Origin of the sequence: Lentzea sp. NPDC102401 (assembly GCF_044765805.1) — a bacterium.
GTDB classification, from domain to species: Bacteria; Actinomycetota; Actinomycetes; order Mycobacteriales; family Pseudonocardiaceae; genus Lentzea; species Lentzea sokolovensis.
Map to the genome: position 1 here is coordinate 12,781 of NZ_JBIWKS010000026.1, position 19,322 is coordinate 32,102.

General features: G+C 63.2%; 7 protein-coding genes. 1 reads left to right on the forward strand and 6 read right to left on the reverse strand.

The features are described from left to right. Window positions 1-53 precede the first annotated feature (53 nt). The 5 genes from drmB to ACIRG5_RS47410 all read right to left on the reverse strand — a co-directional run bounded on the left by drmB (window position 54) and on the right by ACIRG5_RS47410 (window position 13,705). Window positions 54-1,853, reverse strand: a complete 1,800-nt coding sequence (drmB, locus tag ACIRG5_RS47390; protein ID WP_402918042.1) for a DrmB family protein — start codon at window positions 1,851-1,853, stop codon at window positions 54-56. Further along, on the reverse strand, window positions 1,834-4,995 hold the full coding sequence (locus ACIRG5_RS47395; RefSeq protein ID WP_402918044.1) for a helicase-related protein: 3,162 nt from the start codon (window positions 4,993-4,995) through the stop codon (window positions 1,834-1,836). Before ACIRG5_RS47395 ends, drmB begins: the two co-directional genes overlap by 20 nt. Next, complete coding sequence (locus tag ACIRG5_RS47400) at window positions 4,992-6,512, reverse strand: NERD domain-containing protein (protein ID WP_402918047.1); 1,521 nt, start codon at window positions 6,510-6,512, stop codon at window positions 4,992-4,994. Before ACIRG5_RS47400 ends, ACIRG5_RS47395 begins: the two co-directional genes overlap by 4 nt. Beyond that, window positions 6,509-11,248, reverse strand: coding sequence for a DEAD/DEAH box helicase (locus ACIRG5_RS47405; protein WP_402918049.1), 4,740 nt, complete (start codon window positions 11,246-11,248; stop codon window positions 6,509-6,511). The genes ACIRG5_RS47400 and ACIRG5_RS47405 overlap by 4 nt, the downstream gene beginning before the upstream one ends. Window positions 11,249-13,093: 1,845 nt before the next feature. Beyond that, window positions 13,094-13,705, reverse strand: a complete 612-nt coding sequence (locus ACIRG5_RS47410) for a hypothetical protein (RefSeq protein WP_402918051.1) — start codon at window positions 13,703-13,705, stop codon at window positions 13,094-13,096. 259 nt (window positions 13,706-13,964) lie between these two features. On the opposite strand from ACIRG5_RS47410, the gene ACIRG5_RS47415 reads away from it, so the two are divergent. Then, window positions 13,965-15,410: a recombinase family protein gene (locus ACIRG5_RS47415; protein ID WP_402918054.1), complete on the forward strand. Its 1,446-nt coding sequence runs from the start codon at window positions 13,965-13,967 to the stop codon at window positions 15,408-15,410. Between the two features lie 461 nt (window positions 15,411-15,871). On the opposite strand, the gene ACIRG5_RS47420 is transcribed toward ACIRG5_RS47415, so the two are convergent. Next, window positions 15,872-17,899 (reverse strand): restriction endonuclease, encoded by a 2,028-nt coding sequence (locus ACIRG5_RS47420; protein WP_402918057.1) that lies wholly within the window; start codon window positions 17,897-17,899, stop codon window positions 15,872-15,874. Window positions 17,900-19,322: the final 1,423 nt, after the last annotated feature.

Below are 19,322 nucleotides of genomic sequence, written 5' to 3' on the forward strand. Positions count from 1 at the left end.
TGCAAGCGATGTCACGCGATGCGGTTGTGCGGCATCGTTCACACCTTTCTGTCTCAATGGCGAATCTGCGGCAGTACCTCTTCCAGGAACCCGGTCACCTCGCTGCCACCAAGAACAAGCTGCCGGTCCAAGAACCGATTGCCGGTCTCGCAGGACGTTTCGCTGACGAGTGCACATCCGTGACAGGCGGATAGATTCAGCTGTGCCGCCCGCTGTCGGTCGCATTCGATGCACACCGGGTCGTTGGAGCAGACGTCAGCATCGTCAAGAGCAGCTAGCAACAGCGGCATGAGCTTGTCCGGTCGCCCCAGTCGGACCAGACCGCCGAGCGTGCCCTGGGCGTCGCCTGCCGCCGTGTAGATCAGGATACCCGCAGTGTTGTCGGGGCCGCCCGAGTGCGCGTAGATCCGCTCCCGCAGTGACGCTGACGCGTAGCCGCTCGCGAAGGCGAGCCTTCTGATGAGGACATGCGCCAGCGTGTGCAGCGCGATGAAGCGAGGTTCCGGAACGTCCAGTCGATGCGCCCACGGGCTGTCGTGCCGCAGGCGCATTAGGATGTCGGCTCGTGCTTGGACATCGGGACGGTTCTCCCACTCGGCCAGCTCGGCTTCGTCGAAGCGCAGGAATATGCCTTCGCCGAACAGCTCGATCGCCGGGTAGACCCTCGTCTGGGCCCGGTCCGTGCCGAAGTCCGGAGGAAGCACGTCGGCTTCGGCGCTGTACCGCCGAAAGCCCTTTAGCGCCCGGACTTCACGGACGCGGTGCACTTGGCCTAGGCCCGCGAGTCGGCTCGTCAGCGCCTGCGGCCACTTCGCGTCGATCGGCACCGGCAACCCGTCGACGACGAAATCGCCCTGACTATGGTCGACGCCACATTCGAGCTTCTTCAGGAACGCCGCCCACTCACCGTCCTTGAGCTCCTGCAGAACCGATTCGTCCGCGTCGTCGCCGCCCGCGGCGAGTGCGAGCACCTTTTCCTTCGACACGTTCAGCTCGTCCGCAATCCAACCCGCGACCATGTCCGCCTGCGGGCCGCCGTTGTCGGTGACGACCTTGCCGAAGTAGACGTGGTTCCGGATCAGGTCCGCGTTCGCCTTCGAGGCAGGCTGCTCCTCGGGGATGTGCAGCGCCGAGACGAGGTCGGCGATGTAGTTACCGGTCGCACCGCGCTGCACCGCTACGAGCGGGTGGTCGCAGACGGTGTCGTTGGCGCTCTCCCACGGCTGGGATCCGAGGCATTTGATCCCGTCTCGACGGAGGGCGTCCTTGGTCACCAGCTCGACCAGGGAACGCGTTCGCTTACAGCCGCCGCAGGAGATCCGGATGGACGCCAGGCCTTCGCCGTGTTGAGACGACCGGCGGAACGTCAGCTCCTTGTAGGCACGGCAGAACCGCACGGCTTCGGTGACGCCGTTGTCAGTGCCGCGGTGTGCCCACTGAAACCACGGGATGTCCCGGATGTGGCTGCCTGCGGTGCAGACCGCCACGTACCGCATAGGAACGAGGGTGCCGGCGCACTCACACTTGTTGACCCATCGTCCGTTCTTCTTCCCCGTGTACTGCGAAAGCTTGCTGCATCGCTCACAGAACCGCCAAGCCGGAAACCGCCAGTAGAGCAGACCCTTGGTGTCCTTCGCCGCCCGACCGGAGTGCGAGGGCGGCTGCCGGAGCACGCCGCGACCGCCGTCCAGCCTCGCGACGAGCCGCTCGCAGCTGATCGTCGGAGCGTATTTCAGATCCCACCAGGACGTGTCGGCCGCGATCAGGGACTCCCCGCGCACGTCGACGACAGCGCCCACACCGAACGGCGCGATCGTCTCGGAAAGACGCAGATCATGCGTGATCCGGTCCATTGCCGCTCCATTCGTTGGGTTCGTACACCTGCACCGCGACGTTCGGATCCACCGATCTCATCGAGTCGGCGACGAGCCAGCCCTCACCGGATTGGTCGTAGCGCTTCAGGAGCGACTTGTCGGCTGACTTGCGTCGCTCGTAAGGCAACGGCGCTCCCGTCTCACGGGCGATCTTTGCGCGACTGTCCCAGCCGCGCAGGAGCCACCACACCATTTCCCTGGTGTCCTGCTCCTCAAGGTATTCCGAGCGGCTTGCCAGGTTCACGAACCTGGTCATCAGCTTCTCGATGACGTCCTGCATCTGTGGGTCGTCGAGGTCCATTCGGGATGCGCTCGCGGCGAGCGGAGGAACCGAGTGTCGCAACAGTGCGACGACGGCGCCGGCCAACGACCGCTTTCGAGAAGCCAACGACCACGGCGTGACGCTCGTCGGTTCGACGCTGCGGTACAGCGCTTCGTGGTACCCGCGGAATGTCTCGAAGTGCGAACGGTCGCGCGCGCGGTTCGACCTGAAGAGAGTCACCACGATGCCCTTGATGTCGCCGCGTCCCACCCGGCTGGTGGCCTGGATGTACTCGGCGGTCGTCTTCGGCTGCCCGACCATCAGCATCAGTGCCAGGCGGGGGATGTCGATTCCCACCGACAGCATGTTCGACGACAGGACGACGTCGATGGCGGTTTCGTCGCCGTCGACGCTGCGGCCGAGGGCACGCAGATCGTTGGGTAGCTCTTCCGGTCCGCGTCGACTCGTTAGTTCCAACACCCGGTCCGCTCGCACCTTGCGGGACTGCAGGCCCAGTCGCTCGGCTCGTGCGTCCAGCCTGCCGTTGACGTCGTCGACCACCAACGTTCCCGAGCGGCCGAGCTCCCGCAGGCTGTTGTGATACATGACTGCGGTCCAGTAGGCGTCCCTGGCGACGCCCGGTGCGGCCTTCGTCAACACCTCGGGGAGCTCGACGAGCGGGGTGGTCGCGGAGATCACCGCCGAGACCTGGGACAGAGCCTGGGGCATCAGACCGACGTACAGCCGCCCCTCGCCGTTCTCGACGGGACGGGAGAAGAACGTCCTGTCGTCGTCGAGACCCGCCGGTGGATACAGCGCGACCTTTCGTCCGTAAAGGCCCTGCACCTGTTCGTCCGACGCGCGGATCGTGGCCGTCGAGGCCACGACCTTGGGCATGGTGCCGCCACGGCTGAGCAGAATCTGGATGACGGCGTCGAACACCGCAACGGTGGTGCCGAGCGGCCCGGACAGGAGGTGCAGCTCGTCCTGGATGATCAACGACGGTTGCAGGAATCGGGTGCCAAGTCCGAGCAGCTTGCCCGACTCGGTGTTGAACTGCAGGCGGGCGAACTTGTCGACGGTCGCCAGCAGAATCGTGGGAGGGTTCTCGTAGAGCACCTCGTCGACGACTACCAAGGGGAGCCCGAGGTGGAAGTCGCAGCCCGAGTCGGTGCAGTGGACGACGACGTCATGGCCTTCCAGGCGCATCCCGTAACTGTCGGGGTCAGCCGTCCACTTCTTCGGCAGCAGCGGGCGGCGACACCAAGGGCAGCTCTCGACCTGGAACTTGTTCGCCTCTTCCGGGCGGGCAGCCTTGTGCAGGCGGCTAAGTGCGACCTTCGCGTCCGCTCTGGTCGAGGGCGTGGCCTCGTTGCCGATCCACAGACCGATCGAGAAGCGGGCCAGACCCTTCGCCCTGGGGTCACGCTCGCGCAGCAGCTCCATCGCACAGATCAGTGAAGCCGCGCGCTGGAACTGTTGAGCGGTCAGCAGCCGCAATGTGTACCTGGTGATCACCGCGGTGCCCGCACCGTCGATACCATGCGTCAGGCGGCGGCGGAAGCCCTCGACGGCCGACAGACCGAGATAGGCCTCCGTCTTGCCGCCACCGGTGGGGAACCAGATCAGGTCGACGAGCTCGCGGTCGGCGTGCGTCTCGTCGACTGTGGAGGCGAGCGAGACGAGGAGAAATCCGAGCTGGAACGGTCGCCACACTGGTTCGGTGACGAGGTTCGGGTCCTTGGCTCGACTCTTCGCTGCCTGGAGCATCTGCAGCCGCATCGCAGCCATGCCGAGAGCGAACGCGACGCGCAGCTCCTGCTGCGCGGGATCGCGCAGCAGGTCGACACCTGCCTTCATCCGATGCATAGCCGTCTCGGCGCGACGGGTGATCCTCTGCGCTACCTCGACGTCGGCGTCGAACGTGGCCGCGCGTGCCTTCTGCTCTGCGACCCAGCCGGTGAACGCCACAACGAATGCGTCCAGAGACGTCAGCACGTCGTTCGGGGCGGTGTCGATCTTCTCGAGGAGGTCCAGGCGCAACGCCCTGGCCTCGTTAGTCCCCTTCTTGAAGCCTGTGGTCTCGACCGCTGGGACGACGAACGCGGGAACCGGTTCGAGAAACACCCGAGCACAGCTGCCGTCGGCGAGCTCCCAATCCACGGCCATGCCGTGGCCGACCGCGTAGACCTTGCGGTCCCGGAAGCGAAGTCGCAGTTCCGCAGACTCGTCGTCGAAGTCGAAAGCACGCGAGGTGTCGTAGTCGAGGATCTGCCCGCCCAAAGTGGGCGTCACGCTCAACCCGACCTGGAAGAGCATGTGGACGATGTCGAGCTTGTCGTTCCCCGTCGACTTCGACAGCACGCGCGCGTGCACCGTCACGAGATAGGCATCGCCGAACGGCCGCCAGCGCGACCCGACTTCGAACGGAACCCCACCTGCCTTGAGCTGGTGCGGCGGAGTGCCCTTGGACAGGCGAAGCCCGCCGAATCTGAAGGCACTGCGCTGCCATCGGGGTGGGCCGTCGTCCGAGATCGGTGCGTAGGTGCCGCCTGAGATGTCGCACAGCACGTCGGCTCGGGTCGTGACGAAGGACATGGCAACCGAGGATGGACGCCAGTCCTCGGCCAGCGGCACGCCCGCGCCGTCCTCCTCTACGTCGCCGGAGACCACGTCGGGTGCGAGTTCATCGCCGGCGGGCGAGTCCACTGGCGTGCTCTCAGCCTCCGGCGGGAACAGCATGCCGACCGCGTATTGGAGGTGGGGCGGGTTGAGCACGACCTCCGTGTCGTCGACGGGACCGACGTAGGTGGTGCGTAGGTGGTGCAGCGCGGCTTTCTGTGCCTCGGTCAGCGTCACGTGGTCACCAACCGCTGCCTGGCCAGCTGCTGCAGGCGCTTCTTGTCGTCCTTGGAAGCGAGGATGTGCAGCGATACGCGCGCACGGGTCACCGCGACGTAGAAGGCTGACATTCCAGCCCTGTCGAACATCGAGGGGAGGTCGCACACGACCACGTGCTCAGTTTCCAGACCTTTGGCGTACCTCGGACTGGTGATGATGAATCCGCGCTCGCTCCGGGCGGTAGCCGCGGTCGAGGTGGTGCTGATGATCCAGATCCGGTCTCGCTGGACGCCGTCGGCGATCAGGTCGGCGGCGAGTGACTCCGCCGCGGCGACATCGGCAGCGCCGTCCAGGGCGTGCCAGCGCACTCTCTCTCCGTGCACGATGCCGGGGTCCCCGACATCCGCCCCGAGATACTCCTTGACCACGTGCACCATCGCCCGCGTGTTGCGGACGTTGAGCGTGAGATCCACCTGCAGCGCCTCGGACGCGACGAGCTCGAACACGTCCTTGTCGAAGGCTCCGTCGACGTGTGCCTGGTTGTTCTGGTCGAGGGCCATCCGCCACCGGCCCGCGCCGCGACCGCCGGCGACGACGGCGTCGAGCCTGTCCATCCCGTCGGCGTTCATCAAATCCTGTGCCTCGTCGACGAACACGACGTCGTAGGTCTTGTCCGGCGTCAACCGGTCGAACGGGACGACGTCGATGCCGCGCCTGTCGACGTAGGGAGTGAAGAACCCGGCGAGGTCAGGGGACCGAAACGTGATCAGCACGGTCCTGGCCTGATCCGCCTCCTGCTTGGCCGCCTCCACGAGCACCAGGGATTTCCCGGTACCCGCGCCGCCGTACACCATCACCCGCGGGTTGCGCGCGAGCGAGGCGAGTACTCGTGCCTGACCTTCCGTGGCCCGGTTCTGCTCCTCGATCACCGCCCCGCGTTGCGCGTCGATCACCGGCATCCTGGTGAACTCGCCGAACAGCTGGGTCCGCAGCTCGACGTTGCGGGCGAGTTTCCGGCCTGCCGGAGGCTTCCTGGCGCCGGCTGAGATTGCGTCGAACGCGGCGGTCAGCGATGCGACGGTCATATGTGACTTCGAAAGCCAATGGTCCGTTTTCCACTCGACTGAGTGCGGTGGTGCGTCGATGTCGGGCGTGATCACCACCGCCTCGTGCGCGAACCAGCCGATGCCCTCCTCGCTGAGGATGTCCTTGAACGCGTGCATGGCGGACTGTGCCTGCGCCATCGGGGAACCCGCGAGCTTGTGCCAGTCACCGCGTCGGTCGACGCTGTACCAGGTGCCTTCGAACTTCCTGACGCCGCCACCCTTGACCTCGACGACGAGCACGACGCCCTTCCACAGGACGACGAAGTCTGCCTCAGCCTGCTGTTTGTAGGCGTGCGAGCGCAGTTTCACCGAGTGAAAAGCGACAGCATGCGCGTCGGCATCGACGTCGCGCAGAAGTCGTGCGACCCGACGCTCGGCTTCGCTGTCCGATCTCTTCTCGACATCCGCCAGGTCCGGAACGATGATCATGCTCGCTGCTCCTGCCAGAGGTCTTCGTACTCGCGGTAACCGAGCAAGTCGCTGACGTCTCCAAAGTTGTCCGCCATGTCGACGATGAGGCACTTCTCCTTGCCGCCGTTGGCGGGGCCCCGCAGCCCTCGGCCCGCCATCTGGATGTAGGCGTTGGGGCTGAACGTCGGCCGGGCGATGTACAGAGCCCGCACACCGGGCGCATCGAATCCCTGGATCAGCAGGTCGCAGTTCGCAAGGACTCGGATCTTGCCGTCCTTGAACTGGTCGATGATGTCGCGTCGCTCCTGGCGCCCCGTCTGCCCGCTGACAGCATGAGCCTCGATGTCGTGGAACCTCAGCGTCGCGGCGAGCACCTGTGCCGACAGCACGCTCGGCGTGAAAACCAGCACCGGCCAGGTCGGGTCCAGGTTACGGATGTGGTCGATCAGGATCGCCATCCGCCTTTGGTTCTGGCCGACGCGGTCGAGAACGCCTGGGCTGATCTTCCGCTGACTCTTCACCTCAGCCATCTCCTGCGGGCTGAGCGCTATGTCCACACCCTCCAGCACCTTGTGCTCGACTTGAGCGAGGACGCCGAGGCCAGCGAGCTGGGTGTAGGCCGTGTCGGCTTCGAACGCCTCGAGCTTCCGGTTCCCGAACCGGCTTGCCAATGCCGCGGTCGCCGAGTGGGACTTGCCTTTGAACGGGGTCGCGGAAAGGCCAACGAGTGGTCGTTCCCAACCACGGCCGGCGATACCGAGCAGGCTCAGGATCCTCGTGTAGCGCTCCGAGCCTCCTGCCCGGTGGCCTTCGTCCACGATCACCGCTGAGGGTGTCCGAAGCCACTTGTATTCCGCGTCGCCCAGAACACTGTCGAGTTTCGCGTCGGTCGCCACAATGATGCTGAACGCGGTGTCCGGTTTGGTGACGGTGTGGTTCTCCCAAAGGCGTCCGATCGTCAGCGGGCGCTCGTCGCCCATGCCGCGCCAAACCGTGCTCCAGGTCTGGACCGCCTGCTCGCAGAGCTCCTGGGACTGCGCGATCCACAGGACCGGTCCCTGCAGTTGACCATCGACGAAGAGCTGCAACACCGTCTGCGTGGCGACTCGTGTCTTGCCGGCTCCGGTGGGCAGCTCGACCATCGCCTTCAGACGACGCCCGTTCGCATCCCGAAGCGTCAACACGTCCTTCATCTGGCGACTGATCTTCTTTTGGAACTGGTGCAGTTCAGTGAGCTTGACTGCGCCCGGAACCACGAACTCGTGCTCCTGCGGTCGAGTCGGACGACCCGCGTACTCGGCTCCGAAGGCCATCTTCCGCAGCCAGGTGATGGTCGACGCTCCTCCGGCCCAGTTCGTGGGGACATCGGAGAAGCCCTCTTGCAGAAACAGGTCCTTGAGGTGTCTGATCGAGCCTTTTCCGTACACGGTCAGAAGAAGTTCGGCGACCGAGGTTTCGTCGTCGACGTGTCCCTGTGACTCTAGGGCTTGCCACAGTCCCTTCGGCAACGCGTCGCGCATGTCGTCGGAGCCCAGGTACAGCTCCAACCGGGCGGCGTCGGTTGCTGCCGCCGCAGCCTGCTGTCGGAGGGATTCGAGGCGGTGGTCGAGACCTGCTCGGCGAACCTCTTCCAGCTGAGCGTTCGTCAACCCGAGGCCGAACGCGTTGTTGACGACCTCCAGAAGGCGACGGCCGTCTACATCACTGCGCACGACGAGGTCGCGCTCATCCGCGAGGTGCCACTCAAGCGACTGATCCTCCACACCGTCTTCCGTCGTGGTGCGCTTGGCGACGTGGATCGCCTTGGCGAGCGTCGCGTTGTGCACCTTGTCCGCATTGAGTGTGTTGCGCAGGCCAGTGAAAATGTCGAGGACCCGCTCGCTCTCCTGCTGTCCCTCGATGAACATGGAGAACGTGAAGCTCTCCTCGAAGCGGCGACAGCCGACCACCTCGACGAGGTCGCCGACCTGCTCGTCTGTCGCCCTGAGACAGGGACGCTGACGCGACGCCAGGTACCCCGCCTGCTCGTCTGTCGTCGCGATGTACACGGAGTTCGGTGCGCACGACTCGACCATGCGTCCCACCCGTGCCGGGATACGTGCCGGCTTCCTCACGGGGGACACGATTCGCGACGCCGCGAGAACGAAGTCGACCAGTACGGTGTCCTCGATGCGCGGCGGGAACAACTCGGCCGCGAGCGCCTCCTCGATCAGGGCGATCGGAACGTCCTCCAGCAAGTCCGCAAGTCCCAACGCCTCAGCGATCCGGCCGGATCCGCGGAACAGCGGGAGAAAATCCTCGTACTGCAAGAGAGAGGGAGCGACAACTTCGTGAGGTGCTCGGATGCCTCGGGTCGACGGGAGCAGGCCCACTAGCTCTACGGCCCACTTCACCGGTGACTGGATGGCGTGCGTTTTACCAGTGTCGGTGTCATCGCACGTCCAGTCGGCGTCGTCGGTCTCCAGCAGCTTGACCGTCCAGCGGGCGCGAAGATCGGGCGTCGCGGCAACATCTCGCAACATGAAGAGCATGGAAAACGGCCCAGGCCCTTTGCCGGGGTAGATGTCCACGTTCTCAACAGGACGTTCGCCCGGTCCCCGTGCATCGTTGACGGCGTGAAGAACCGAAGTCCGGTACTGCTGGAACCAGACCTCGTCCTCGACGAGAAAGTCCTTGACGGGTTCCTGGATTACGCCGATCCGGTGGGCGACGGGAGACAGGCAGCGATTGGGGTCGAGCGTCAGTGGAGCGAACTGATCGGCCAACGGGGCATCGAGGTCGAACACCTGGTAGGGGAACGCCCAACCGCCGTCGCGCGTCGGCACCTTCACATGCTGCTGGTTGCCTGCCAACGCCTTGACCGCCTTGGCGATGGGGACCCCCATGACCGCGTCCCAGAGTTTTCCGAACTCCGTGTCTCCCGAAGAAGTCGATAGCCGGGCGACACGTGCGTTGAGCACGGCCTCTGGATCCAGATCGCGGAAGTTGTTGCGCCGCAGCAGGTCCTCGATACCGGGTTGGGCGAGGAACTTAGGGAGGACGAAGACGGCTTCCTCGATGTCCACATCTTCCTCCTGGTGGAGGAAGATGAAGTGTCGGTCCCTGAGCGCGCGCAGCCCGCCCGTGGTCGGAACGACCTTCGCCTGAGCAGCGTCGGGCAGCTTGTGCTGGTGCTCGATCGCGAACCTGACCGCGGCCGCAGCGGATGCGAGATCGGGGCCGCCAGCCCATTCCTGGAGCCACGATCGAAGCCCGCGCTTCGGGATGCCATCCAACGTCTTCTTGAGGTCCCGGTCGGCCTTCTTCAGGCCTCCGTCCTCGGAGGTCAGGTCGTGGACCACCTCCGCGGCGAACAACTGGCGGAGTCGGGCGAAGCGCTGCTGCGTGCCATAGCAACGCCAGTGAGGAACGTCGTCACCGGTGTTCGGCGACTTGATCCAGGCCTCATGAATTGTGCTGTCGTCCACAGTGGAGAAGAAGTCCAGCGGACGCAGGTCGGCGGCAAACCTCATCGTCCCGTTCGCGTCAGGCACGAGCTCGACATCAGCCGATGCCTTGGGCACGTACGCGCACAGCAACTCGTCCCCGAACGACAGTGCTTCCCTGCCTCGCGCGGGCATGTAGTCGAGGTGGGCAGCGGGGTCCGCCTTGCTGCTGACCTTCGGCAACATGTGAACGAACATGTTCGAGAGGGTTTCGAGAATCTCGTGGTTGTACTTGTTGCGGAGCAGGGTGGTCCGGTCGTCGTTTACGCTCCAAGGGGCGTTGAAGAGGGCCGACGCCGATGTTTCGTCCTGCAGTGGGAAATACGACCAGAGGCGTCCGGTGCGGTGCTTCGCGTGGCGTAGCGGCATCGCGACGGTCACCTTGACCTCCGCCCGCGAGACCGCCTCACCCACCTGCCTGCGCGCCTCCGTCGTCGGCCGGTGCATGCGGTCCTGGACGAACCACTCGTCGCCTGCACCGTCCGACCGTTCGATCTTGAAGTGTCCGTCGCCGAAGTCGTGGGACACGTGGCTCGCGTTGAAGCCGTCCTCGCCGAGCACGCGCAGCCTCACCTGGCGGACGGCACCGACGAACAGCAGGAACTCGGACGGGAAGTCCTTGATCTCCGCTCGGAGCCGGTCGAGATTGCTCGCCCCTGGCAGCCTGACGATGGTGCTCGCCCATTCGGCCAGCTCGGCGAGGATCGGGTCGTTCTCGAATGCCGCGTGTGGATCGACCACGGTGGCGGTGCGCAGCGTCGGATACCGGCGTGCCGTGCAAGGTATGTCGGCGAGTGCCGCCATAGATTCGGTCGAGTTGAATTCGAACGAGATCGAGCGGCTGAAGATCTGAGGAGAGTCGGAAACCGCCAGAACCGACTTGAACCCGAGGCCGAATCGACCGATCTCATCGCCGCGTTTGCCACTGAGGTGCGCGTGGGCGATAGAGATGAGTCCGCTCTTTGAGAATGGGCGGCCAGAGTTGGCACAGTAGAGCGTCCTGCGGTCCCGGTCAAGAACTATCTCGACCCGTCCGGCGTTTCCCCCATTGCCCTCGGCCGCGCCCGCCATCGCGTCGGCGGCGTTCTGTACGAGTTCGAGCAGTGTGCGGTTGGCGTATCCGCCCACCCGAATCGACTCCTCGTGGTTCGCGTGCTCGGAGACGAGGTTGTGGTTCGCGCGATACGCAGCGATCGCACTGTCGAACAGCTCTCGCACTGCACCTGTGAGGGTGACGTCCGGAGTCCAGCTCTGATCAATGATCGTCACTTTCAAGCACCTTCGAAAGTCCTGGCAGCTCAGATGAGAGTCCGAGCAAGTTCGGCATGACGGGAACGCGGTGAATCGAGGGCTGGCCGCATTTGTCAACATGAGCGCCCGGCAGTCACAAACATGACGACAAGGTACGACCCCATCTTCCGAGGTGACCTAGCAATACAACATTCGAGAACCGACAACTACGCCGCGTATCGCAACCGGAGGTCAAACCATTACACAGTCGGACGCGCACGGGATGAAAAGTGGTGATCTTCCCCCAGATGGCGTAATGGCGGTCATTCGACTCGTTGGGATTGGCTGCCGATGAGTCTCTGGGTTGTCGACGAGCTCGAAGCCGTGCATCAGGGGGACTTGGAGAGGATGCGTAGGTCCGCGGAGAGCCAGATGCGTTGACAGATCGCGGCGGTCGGCAGTCGATTGCACAGCCATTGCACGTCGAGTGAAGGATGTGATCATGCTGCCGAGCCAGGCGTCGGCACGCCATGGCGACGGTCGTCCGCACTGAGCTCCTGACGATCCGCAGCGTCGACCAGAATGTTTCCGACTCACTGGTGGGTAGCACCCGTGACGACGTCCGGTGCTAGAGAAGCCTGCGGCCTGACGCGAGACAGGATCACCAGAAGGCGTTTGCCAGCCTGGCTTGGTTTGACTTGCTTGCCTGCGCGGAGCAATAGCGCGGACACGGCTTGTGGCCGCAATGGCTCGTTGTGGCTCTGCGCACCACAGGCTGGCACTCGGCAGTGGGCCTCCCTTGTGGCGATTGGGACGGATGTTCGCGGGACGCCAATACGTTCTCGTGAAGCAAGTGCTGCGGAGTGAGTGAGGCCCTTCAGCGGTGGCAGCCAGCTACCACGGTGGCTGCGCTCCCTGGGCCCGGATCTGGGGCAAGGTCAGTGGGCGAGCGGCAAATCGGCGCGAGCGTCTCACGATCTCGGCCTGCGGGCTGCAACTCGTGGGACAATGACCTAGTTCTGTCCAGAAATTGTCAACTCCGCCGTCCAGTGACAAGCCCGGAGTCGTGCAGCAACGGCAGTCGGTGGAGTCGCCGAGCGCGCGGTGCACGTCGACGACGGCCATCAATGCACCTCGACGCGGCCGCACTGGTCGAGGCGATCAACGAGCCTCAGGCGGAGAGATCCGCGTCATGCGCGGCGCTGCAGAACGCCCACCGCCGGTCGAGCGGAGCGTTGCGTAGATTTACGCGTAGCCCGACTCGCTAGGAGGTTTAAGCGGGGTGCTGAAAGGGTAAGAACCGAAGAGACTGGAAGGGCGGCACGACGAGATAGACCTACAGATCCGGTCCAAGCCGCGGACGAGGTACGGCAGATGGTGCCACAGCGCGCGAGCTGTTCTTCGCCTAGCGCCGAATCGGCGATGCTGATCGCGTGCGTGCTTTAGCGGAAAGTGCGCGCGAAACGCATTCCGGGTGCTACTCATCGCCGGTAGGGGGCCTGCGGGGTAACAATAAAGGTAAGGTCGCTTCCTGGAGTAAAGCTCATTCTAATCTCAGGCTGGATCAGTCCGCGGTTGAGCTGCAGTGATCGGTTTCTGTCGTCTGACGGCATGATCGCGGGCGTGGCGCTGCGACTGCTCTATCTCGTCTTTGTCCAGCTTGGTGGCTGATTGGTTCTGCTTGGCCGGTTGCCGGCGGCGAAGAATGCGGAATTGCTGGTGCTGCGGCGTGCGATCGCGGTGTTGAACCGTACTCATGGTTGCCCGCGGTTTGACCAAGCGGATCGTGCGGTGCTGGCCACGTTGGTGCGGCAGGTGCCTGTGTAGTTGCGGACGTAATGCCCGTGACTACACAGGTCTGCGCTCGCTGCTTAGCTGCGAGGTTTAGGCGTTGAAGCGGACCGTGGTGAAGTCGATCGTTCCTGAGAAATCGGTGGTGTCTTGGAAGCCCCAGCCGATGACGGTAGCGGGCTGCGGTACGAGGTAGACCCAGGTCATGTCGGTTTCGAAGCCAGGTTGGAGTTGGTCATTGCATTCAGGGTTGCCCTTGATCTTGTAGAGGTCGTCGATGGCGTCGAAGTTGCGCTGCTGTGAGTCAACCAGCTTCGTGCTGACCGGCAGGCTGCAGGTCAGCACGAAGCTGACCTTTGCGTTGTTGACGACGTGAGCGGTTGCGGAGACGAACCTGCCGCCGGCCTTAGGCATGGTCTCCGTGTGTGTCTCGTTGCCCGAGCCTGGGCGGTAGTTGGACTCGTTCATCAGAACGGAGTTCACTGCGCGTGTCTCGGTCACGGTGAGGGTGATCCCTCGGTTGCTGATGGTCTGTCCGATGCCGGCCGAAGGCGGCGTTGTCGGGGTGGGCGAGGTTGTCGTGGGTGTAGCTGTGGTCGAGGTGGCACCGCTGGAGGTGCTCGAGGTGGGCACTGCGCTGCACCCGATCAGGGCCAGTAGAGCAATTGAGGGTGAGAACAGACGCGGTGCGCACAGCTGCTCCATGAGGTGAGGTGACTGCTTACCTGTCGCCGCGCGAGGCCGCCCCATTACCGCTGGCCGCCGATGGCAAGTTTTCCGTGTCAAAGGGAATATCTAACCGATCACGGTCGACAGGGTGGGCGACTCTTCGGGCGCGAGATCACGTTTGCCTAAGTCAATCGGGACATGCGGCGGTGCTCTGTGCTGTTCGGGTGGACATCCGCTGGAACTCGTCATGTAACTGTCGCGATGTGGTCTTCGCTCTGACCTGAGGGAGTAGATGATGACCGCGCTCACGAACGTTGAATTGCTCGCTGTGGTGGCAGGTCCCCAACCAGCGACAGCGCCGGTGCCCGAGGCGGGTGTGCGGTTCGCGTTCTATGGCCGGATGTCGACGAGTGAGTTTCAGGATCCGCAGACCTCTCGAGCGTGGCAGCGTGCTGTGTCGGATGAGTTGATCGATGGTGTCGGTTCTGTGGTTGTGGAGTTCTTTGACGTGGGGAGGTCGCGTCGTTGGTCGTGGTGGGAGCGTCCTGAGGCGTCGGCACTTCTCGCCGCAGCGGCCCGGTCGGACCGTGTGTTCGACGCGGTGGTGATCGGCGAATATGAGCGGGCGTTTTACGGTGACCAGTTCCGCGAGGTGGTCTCGCAGTTGAACGAGTTAGGTGTCGCGGTGTGGTTGCCCGAGGCCGGTGGCCCGGTCGAGTTGGACAGCCCGGTCCACCAGGCGCTGATGGTGTTGCTCGGCGCGCAGGCTCAGCGGGAGGTGGTTCGTGCTCGTCAGCGGGTGCTCGCGGCGATGCGGGCGCAGGCCAGTCAGCAGGGCCGGTTTCTCGGCGGTCGTCCGCCCTACGGGTATCGCTTGGTCGACGGTGGGCCGCATCCGAATGCCCGGCACGGCGGGTGGGGTAGGCGGTTGCAGGTGTTGGCACCGGATCCTGTCACGGCACCGTGGGTGCGGTGGATGTTTCGGGAGCGTGCGGGTGGTCGTGCGCTGGCGTCGATCGTCCGCGAGCTCAATGACCGTGGTGTGCCGTGTCCGTCGAGTGCGGATCCAGGACGCAACCCGCATAGGACAGGCGGGCGGTGGATGGTGACCGCGGTCGCGGCGATTCTCGAGAACCCGCGGTACACGGGTAGGCAGGTGTGGAATCGCCAAGGCACGCGGGGGAGGGGACCTGGAGGCCGGCGGGGTGGTCGTGCCGCGGGCCGGGTGACCCGCAACCCGGTCACGATGTGGGAGGTGTCCGAGAAACTCTCGCACGAGCCGCTGGTCGACGATGCGACCTTCGTGGCCGTTCAGCGGATCAGGGCACCGAGGCAGACCAAAGACGGCGGGGCGCGCAGACACGCGTTGGCTGGTCTGGTCGTGTGCGGGGTGTGCGACCGGAAGATGGACGCTCACTGGGTACACGGCAGACCTGCCTACCGGTGCCGCCACGGCTTCAACAGCGCGTCGACTCGGCCGCCGGATGCGCCGGCCAACACATACGTCCGCGAGGACGTCGCGCTTCAGGCGCTCCCGAGACTGATCGCTGAGCGCGGGCACAATCCGGAGTCCGATCTGACAGCACAAGTCCACGATCTACAACTAGCAATTACCTGCGTAGGGTCTGATCTGGAATTAAGACCCTGGCCAACTGGTCGAAATCCCGCGCGAACTCTATCTGCGACGCAAGCGGCGTTGGCGCTGGATTGGGGATCGGGGACGCTGGAAATGCCGATATAAAGCAATTACCCCACGAAGAAAACTGCTCCCGTGGGGTAATTCCGTGTCCGAGGCGATCTTGCACGCTAAGCACACGCCTCGTCTGAACTGGTCGGGCCTGGACAAGGTCGTCCTGCCCGTCCTGCGGGGCCGCATCGGCGGGACAACCGTTGGGACAGCCGAGACGCACCGTCTAGCTGGGTAGATGGTTATGGTCGTGGGGGGTGGGACAGGCACGGGCCCGTCCCACCCCCACATCTCGGAATAGCCAACCGGCTTCCTCGATGTCTTCTACGATGGGACGGGACAGATCGGCAGAGGGTGCTGTCGTCGCTTCCAGAGGCCTGCAGACGAGCAAGCGCCCATAGCGAAGCCCCCGGAACTTTCTGAGTTGGGGTTCCGGCCGCCGACCACCTGCGACATCGAGCAGTGGCGGGTCAGCGCCGTCCGCGCCGCGTTGCAGTCGTCGACGCATCGAGTCGCTAGCCATCGTCTCCGAGGGAAAGTGAGCCGAGGCTGGCACTCAGCCCAATTAGTCGCCGCTCGATATTGGTCGGCGCGTCGATCAACTTACACTTGTCGCCATTCATCTTGACCGCACCGACTAGGCTGCTGGTCAGGAAAGTCAAGCAGTCGTCCAGGAACGCTCGTGACGGCCGTGGAACTACATCCTTCCGCAGTGTGAAGTGCAGATTTTCCGTGGATATGTAGCCCTCCGCCATAGGATCGTCATCGTTGGCCTCTTGGTAGAGCACGTTGACAATTCTGGTCAAAATATCGATGGCTGCACCTGCGGAGCTGTAAGAGTCGAAAACTGGGGTGATGTCGTCCGGGTTCTCGAACAAGACACGCAACTGTGGCAACGTCAGTGGCGCGGTAAGGTGCAATTCAAGAAGTCTAATCAACTCCTCGACGGTGATTAGAGTGATCTTGTGGTTTGCCGCCCACTCTTTTACTCTGGGGGCGAACTCTGGTCCCACAATGGCGGCGTAATCAGCCTTATGTTTCTTCAGGTGGTCTTTGATCGCATCGAAGGCTACTGCATTGTCTCCGATTACCCCACTTGCGGAGGCCTTGGCATCGACGATCGCCCTGTATCTGTCGGCTGGCGATAGATCGATGGTAAGTAGGACGTCGGTCTGTCCCTTGCCGCCGAGATGTTGAGCATTGAATCCGAGGAGTTCGAACGCTCGCATCAGTGCATTTTCAAACTGTGCACTGGCGTCACTGGCATTCGCGCATTTGCGTAGATCCGTGATCAGTTCCGTTAGAGGCGCCGACGTCAGTGCAACATTAGAATCTAGATCTTTCGAATCTTTTGCCGGTGACGGCGTCGACTTTCGGGGAACGTCAAGCGGAAGTTCAATTGCTAGTGCCCGACCATTCGTGGTGATGCGATATCGAAACCAGTCGATACGCTCTACAAGTCCGGCTTCGGAAAGAAAAGATAGGCGGGTGCGAATCTCTGCATCATTCATCTGAACGAGGCCAAAATCGGATTTCGCTACGGTAATTAGATGAGAAGCTGACACGCTATCATCGATAGCTGCCAGGAGTTCTCCGATGAAGCTGTATCGCAGATGAAGGTGTCGGACGAAATCAACTTCGTTGCCGGGTTGAAGGAGGATTTTCATATTGCTGGGCACGCCAAAGCGATTGAACGACACCATGTCGACAACGCCCATGTTGCGCAAGGTATTCATGCTTTGAGAGAAGGAACTCTTCTTCTGTCCAAAAGCGTCTTCCGCTCTGTTGAATATCTCGTCGGGCGAAGCGCCGGCGCCGATCAGTTCAAGATAGTTGCGAACCGCGTCGAAGGTTCCGGACTGCGTTCCGTTGGATGGTCGCCCGACTCCCTTTCGTCCTTTAGGGATGTAGCCGATTAGGACCTTGCGTTCAGCTGATCCCTCGGAGTGGTAGTTGGCAAGCGCTGCGGCCAGGAATGGTTGCGGCTCCGGTAGGTCCGCAGCCTCATCATCACTTGAGCTGAAGTCCTGCGCCACGCTTTCCGGTGTGGCAAGTTCAAGTTCGACTTCAGAGAGGAATCGTATGCCTAGATCGGTGACGACAAGCTTCGAGTTCCCCCAGCGTTCTAGTAACCCGAGCGCTTGCAGCCATGAAAGGCGCCTTCGAACCTGGTCAAGACTCGTCCATGATAGGTTGAACCGCTGGGCGAGTTTAAGGAAGTCGTTGTCATCTGGTTCCCTGCGGATATGTTCGAGAAGCTCACCAAACAGCTTAACGTTCGCATGCAGGTGGCGAGCGAAGAAAATATCATCCCCGGTTTCGAACCAGAATCGAGTCGCGGGTGAGGCGTCCCAGGTGTCCGCGCTAGACCGGACCACCATGCCACCTCGTGTCAGTTGACGGGTGAAGAATACATCGCAAGGTACCGATCGAACCTCGCCACCCATGAATGTAAGTGTGACGTCTTGGCCACTAGTTAGCGGAAGCTGCTCGACCACGCGTCGGAGCGAATTAGCCTGATCATCGGACTTGCCGGGAATCACCCCCACAGTATTCGAACGATCACGCCATGAACTTGTGACCACCTCGGGCATGTTCACTGGTACGACCACTTCCGTCGGGTTGCATCGGAACCGTACCTCTTCACATCGGCATCGCCAGTGCAGCGTTACTCGGGGCGGTGCACAGAGTCACGTATGCGGCAAGGCTGTGGCCGAGTTGCCCCTCGGCCAGGTGAAGCAGAGCTGCATGAGGGCAGCTCCAACTCGACCGATGCGGAAGAGCTGCTCACGATGGTCAACAAGGAATTTGACGGAACCCTGCCACGTCAAGTACAGCCCTAAGGCCGCACTATGAGCAGCCACAAGAGCTGACAGCGAAGAAAGCAGAAGAGGTCGTCCGCGCGGACGACCTCTTCTGCTTGATCAACTCGTATGTCCGAGGACGAAGTCGCACACTATTCACCCACGTAGCCCTTGGCGACCCTGAGTAGGCCGATCTGGCCTGTTCTGCCTAAGAAGCCCGTCCCGCGGTGGCCACGCAGGACGGGCTCTAAGGCGGTGTCTGAGAGGGAGAGCTGCGGAGAGGTATGGTGCAGGACTCAGGACGGGGGAGTGGCTGGCTGTCCCAGATGTGCGATCGGCCGTGCTTGCGCGTCGTGTTGAAGGGTTCCACGTGGGACGGGCGCTGATGTTGCCGGGATGTCGCGACGACGGAGCCGGTGCGCACCGGCGCTCAGCAGCACCTCTGGGCGCACCTGCCCAGCAACTCGACGACCCTGCCAGGCGGCCTGATGTTGCACGGCGGAACTGAGGCGGGCGATGCCGCTGACCGTGGCCGCTCTGGCCGCCGACCACCACGGCCACGAGTTCGCGTTCCTGTCCGCCTGTCAGGGCGCCATAGGCGGTCTGGGCGACACGGAGAGGCGGTCACTCCCGCAGTCGCTTGGGCTTCCGCGGCTGGAGGCAAGTGATCGGCGCTCTGTAGCTGGTGTATGACGACACGTCGGCGGACCTGTCCACGCGACTGTGCGAAGCGCTGGCGCTGGACGATGGGCAGGACTTCGCATCTGCCCTGCGGCTGATCGTGCAGGTGGTCAGGACGAAGCATCCATGCGAACCCAGTGCGTGGGCGCCTGGAGCGCGCGGGTGACGGATTCTGTGGCCAGTTTGCAAAACTGGACCTCAGTATCACGAATCAGCGGCGAACGAAAGGCAAGTCCGATTCGCATTTTTCCAAGTGACAGTAGAATTGGTGTGCCTTCCTCACGCGGCTTTCCCAGCTTCGTCGTTGGGGTTCGTGCACGTGTTACATGTCCGGGTAAGTGTCACCGGATCGGAGTAAATGAAGTCGACCTGGATGTGCGGGGCGTGGCTCATCGCAGGCGGCGGATCACGCAGAGTGTTTTCGATCTAGCGTGTCCGGTTTCGGGAACTGTGTAACAAACAAGAAGTCTGATCGATGAGC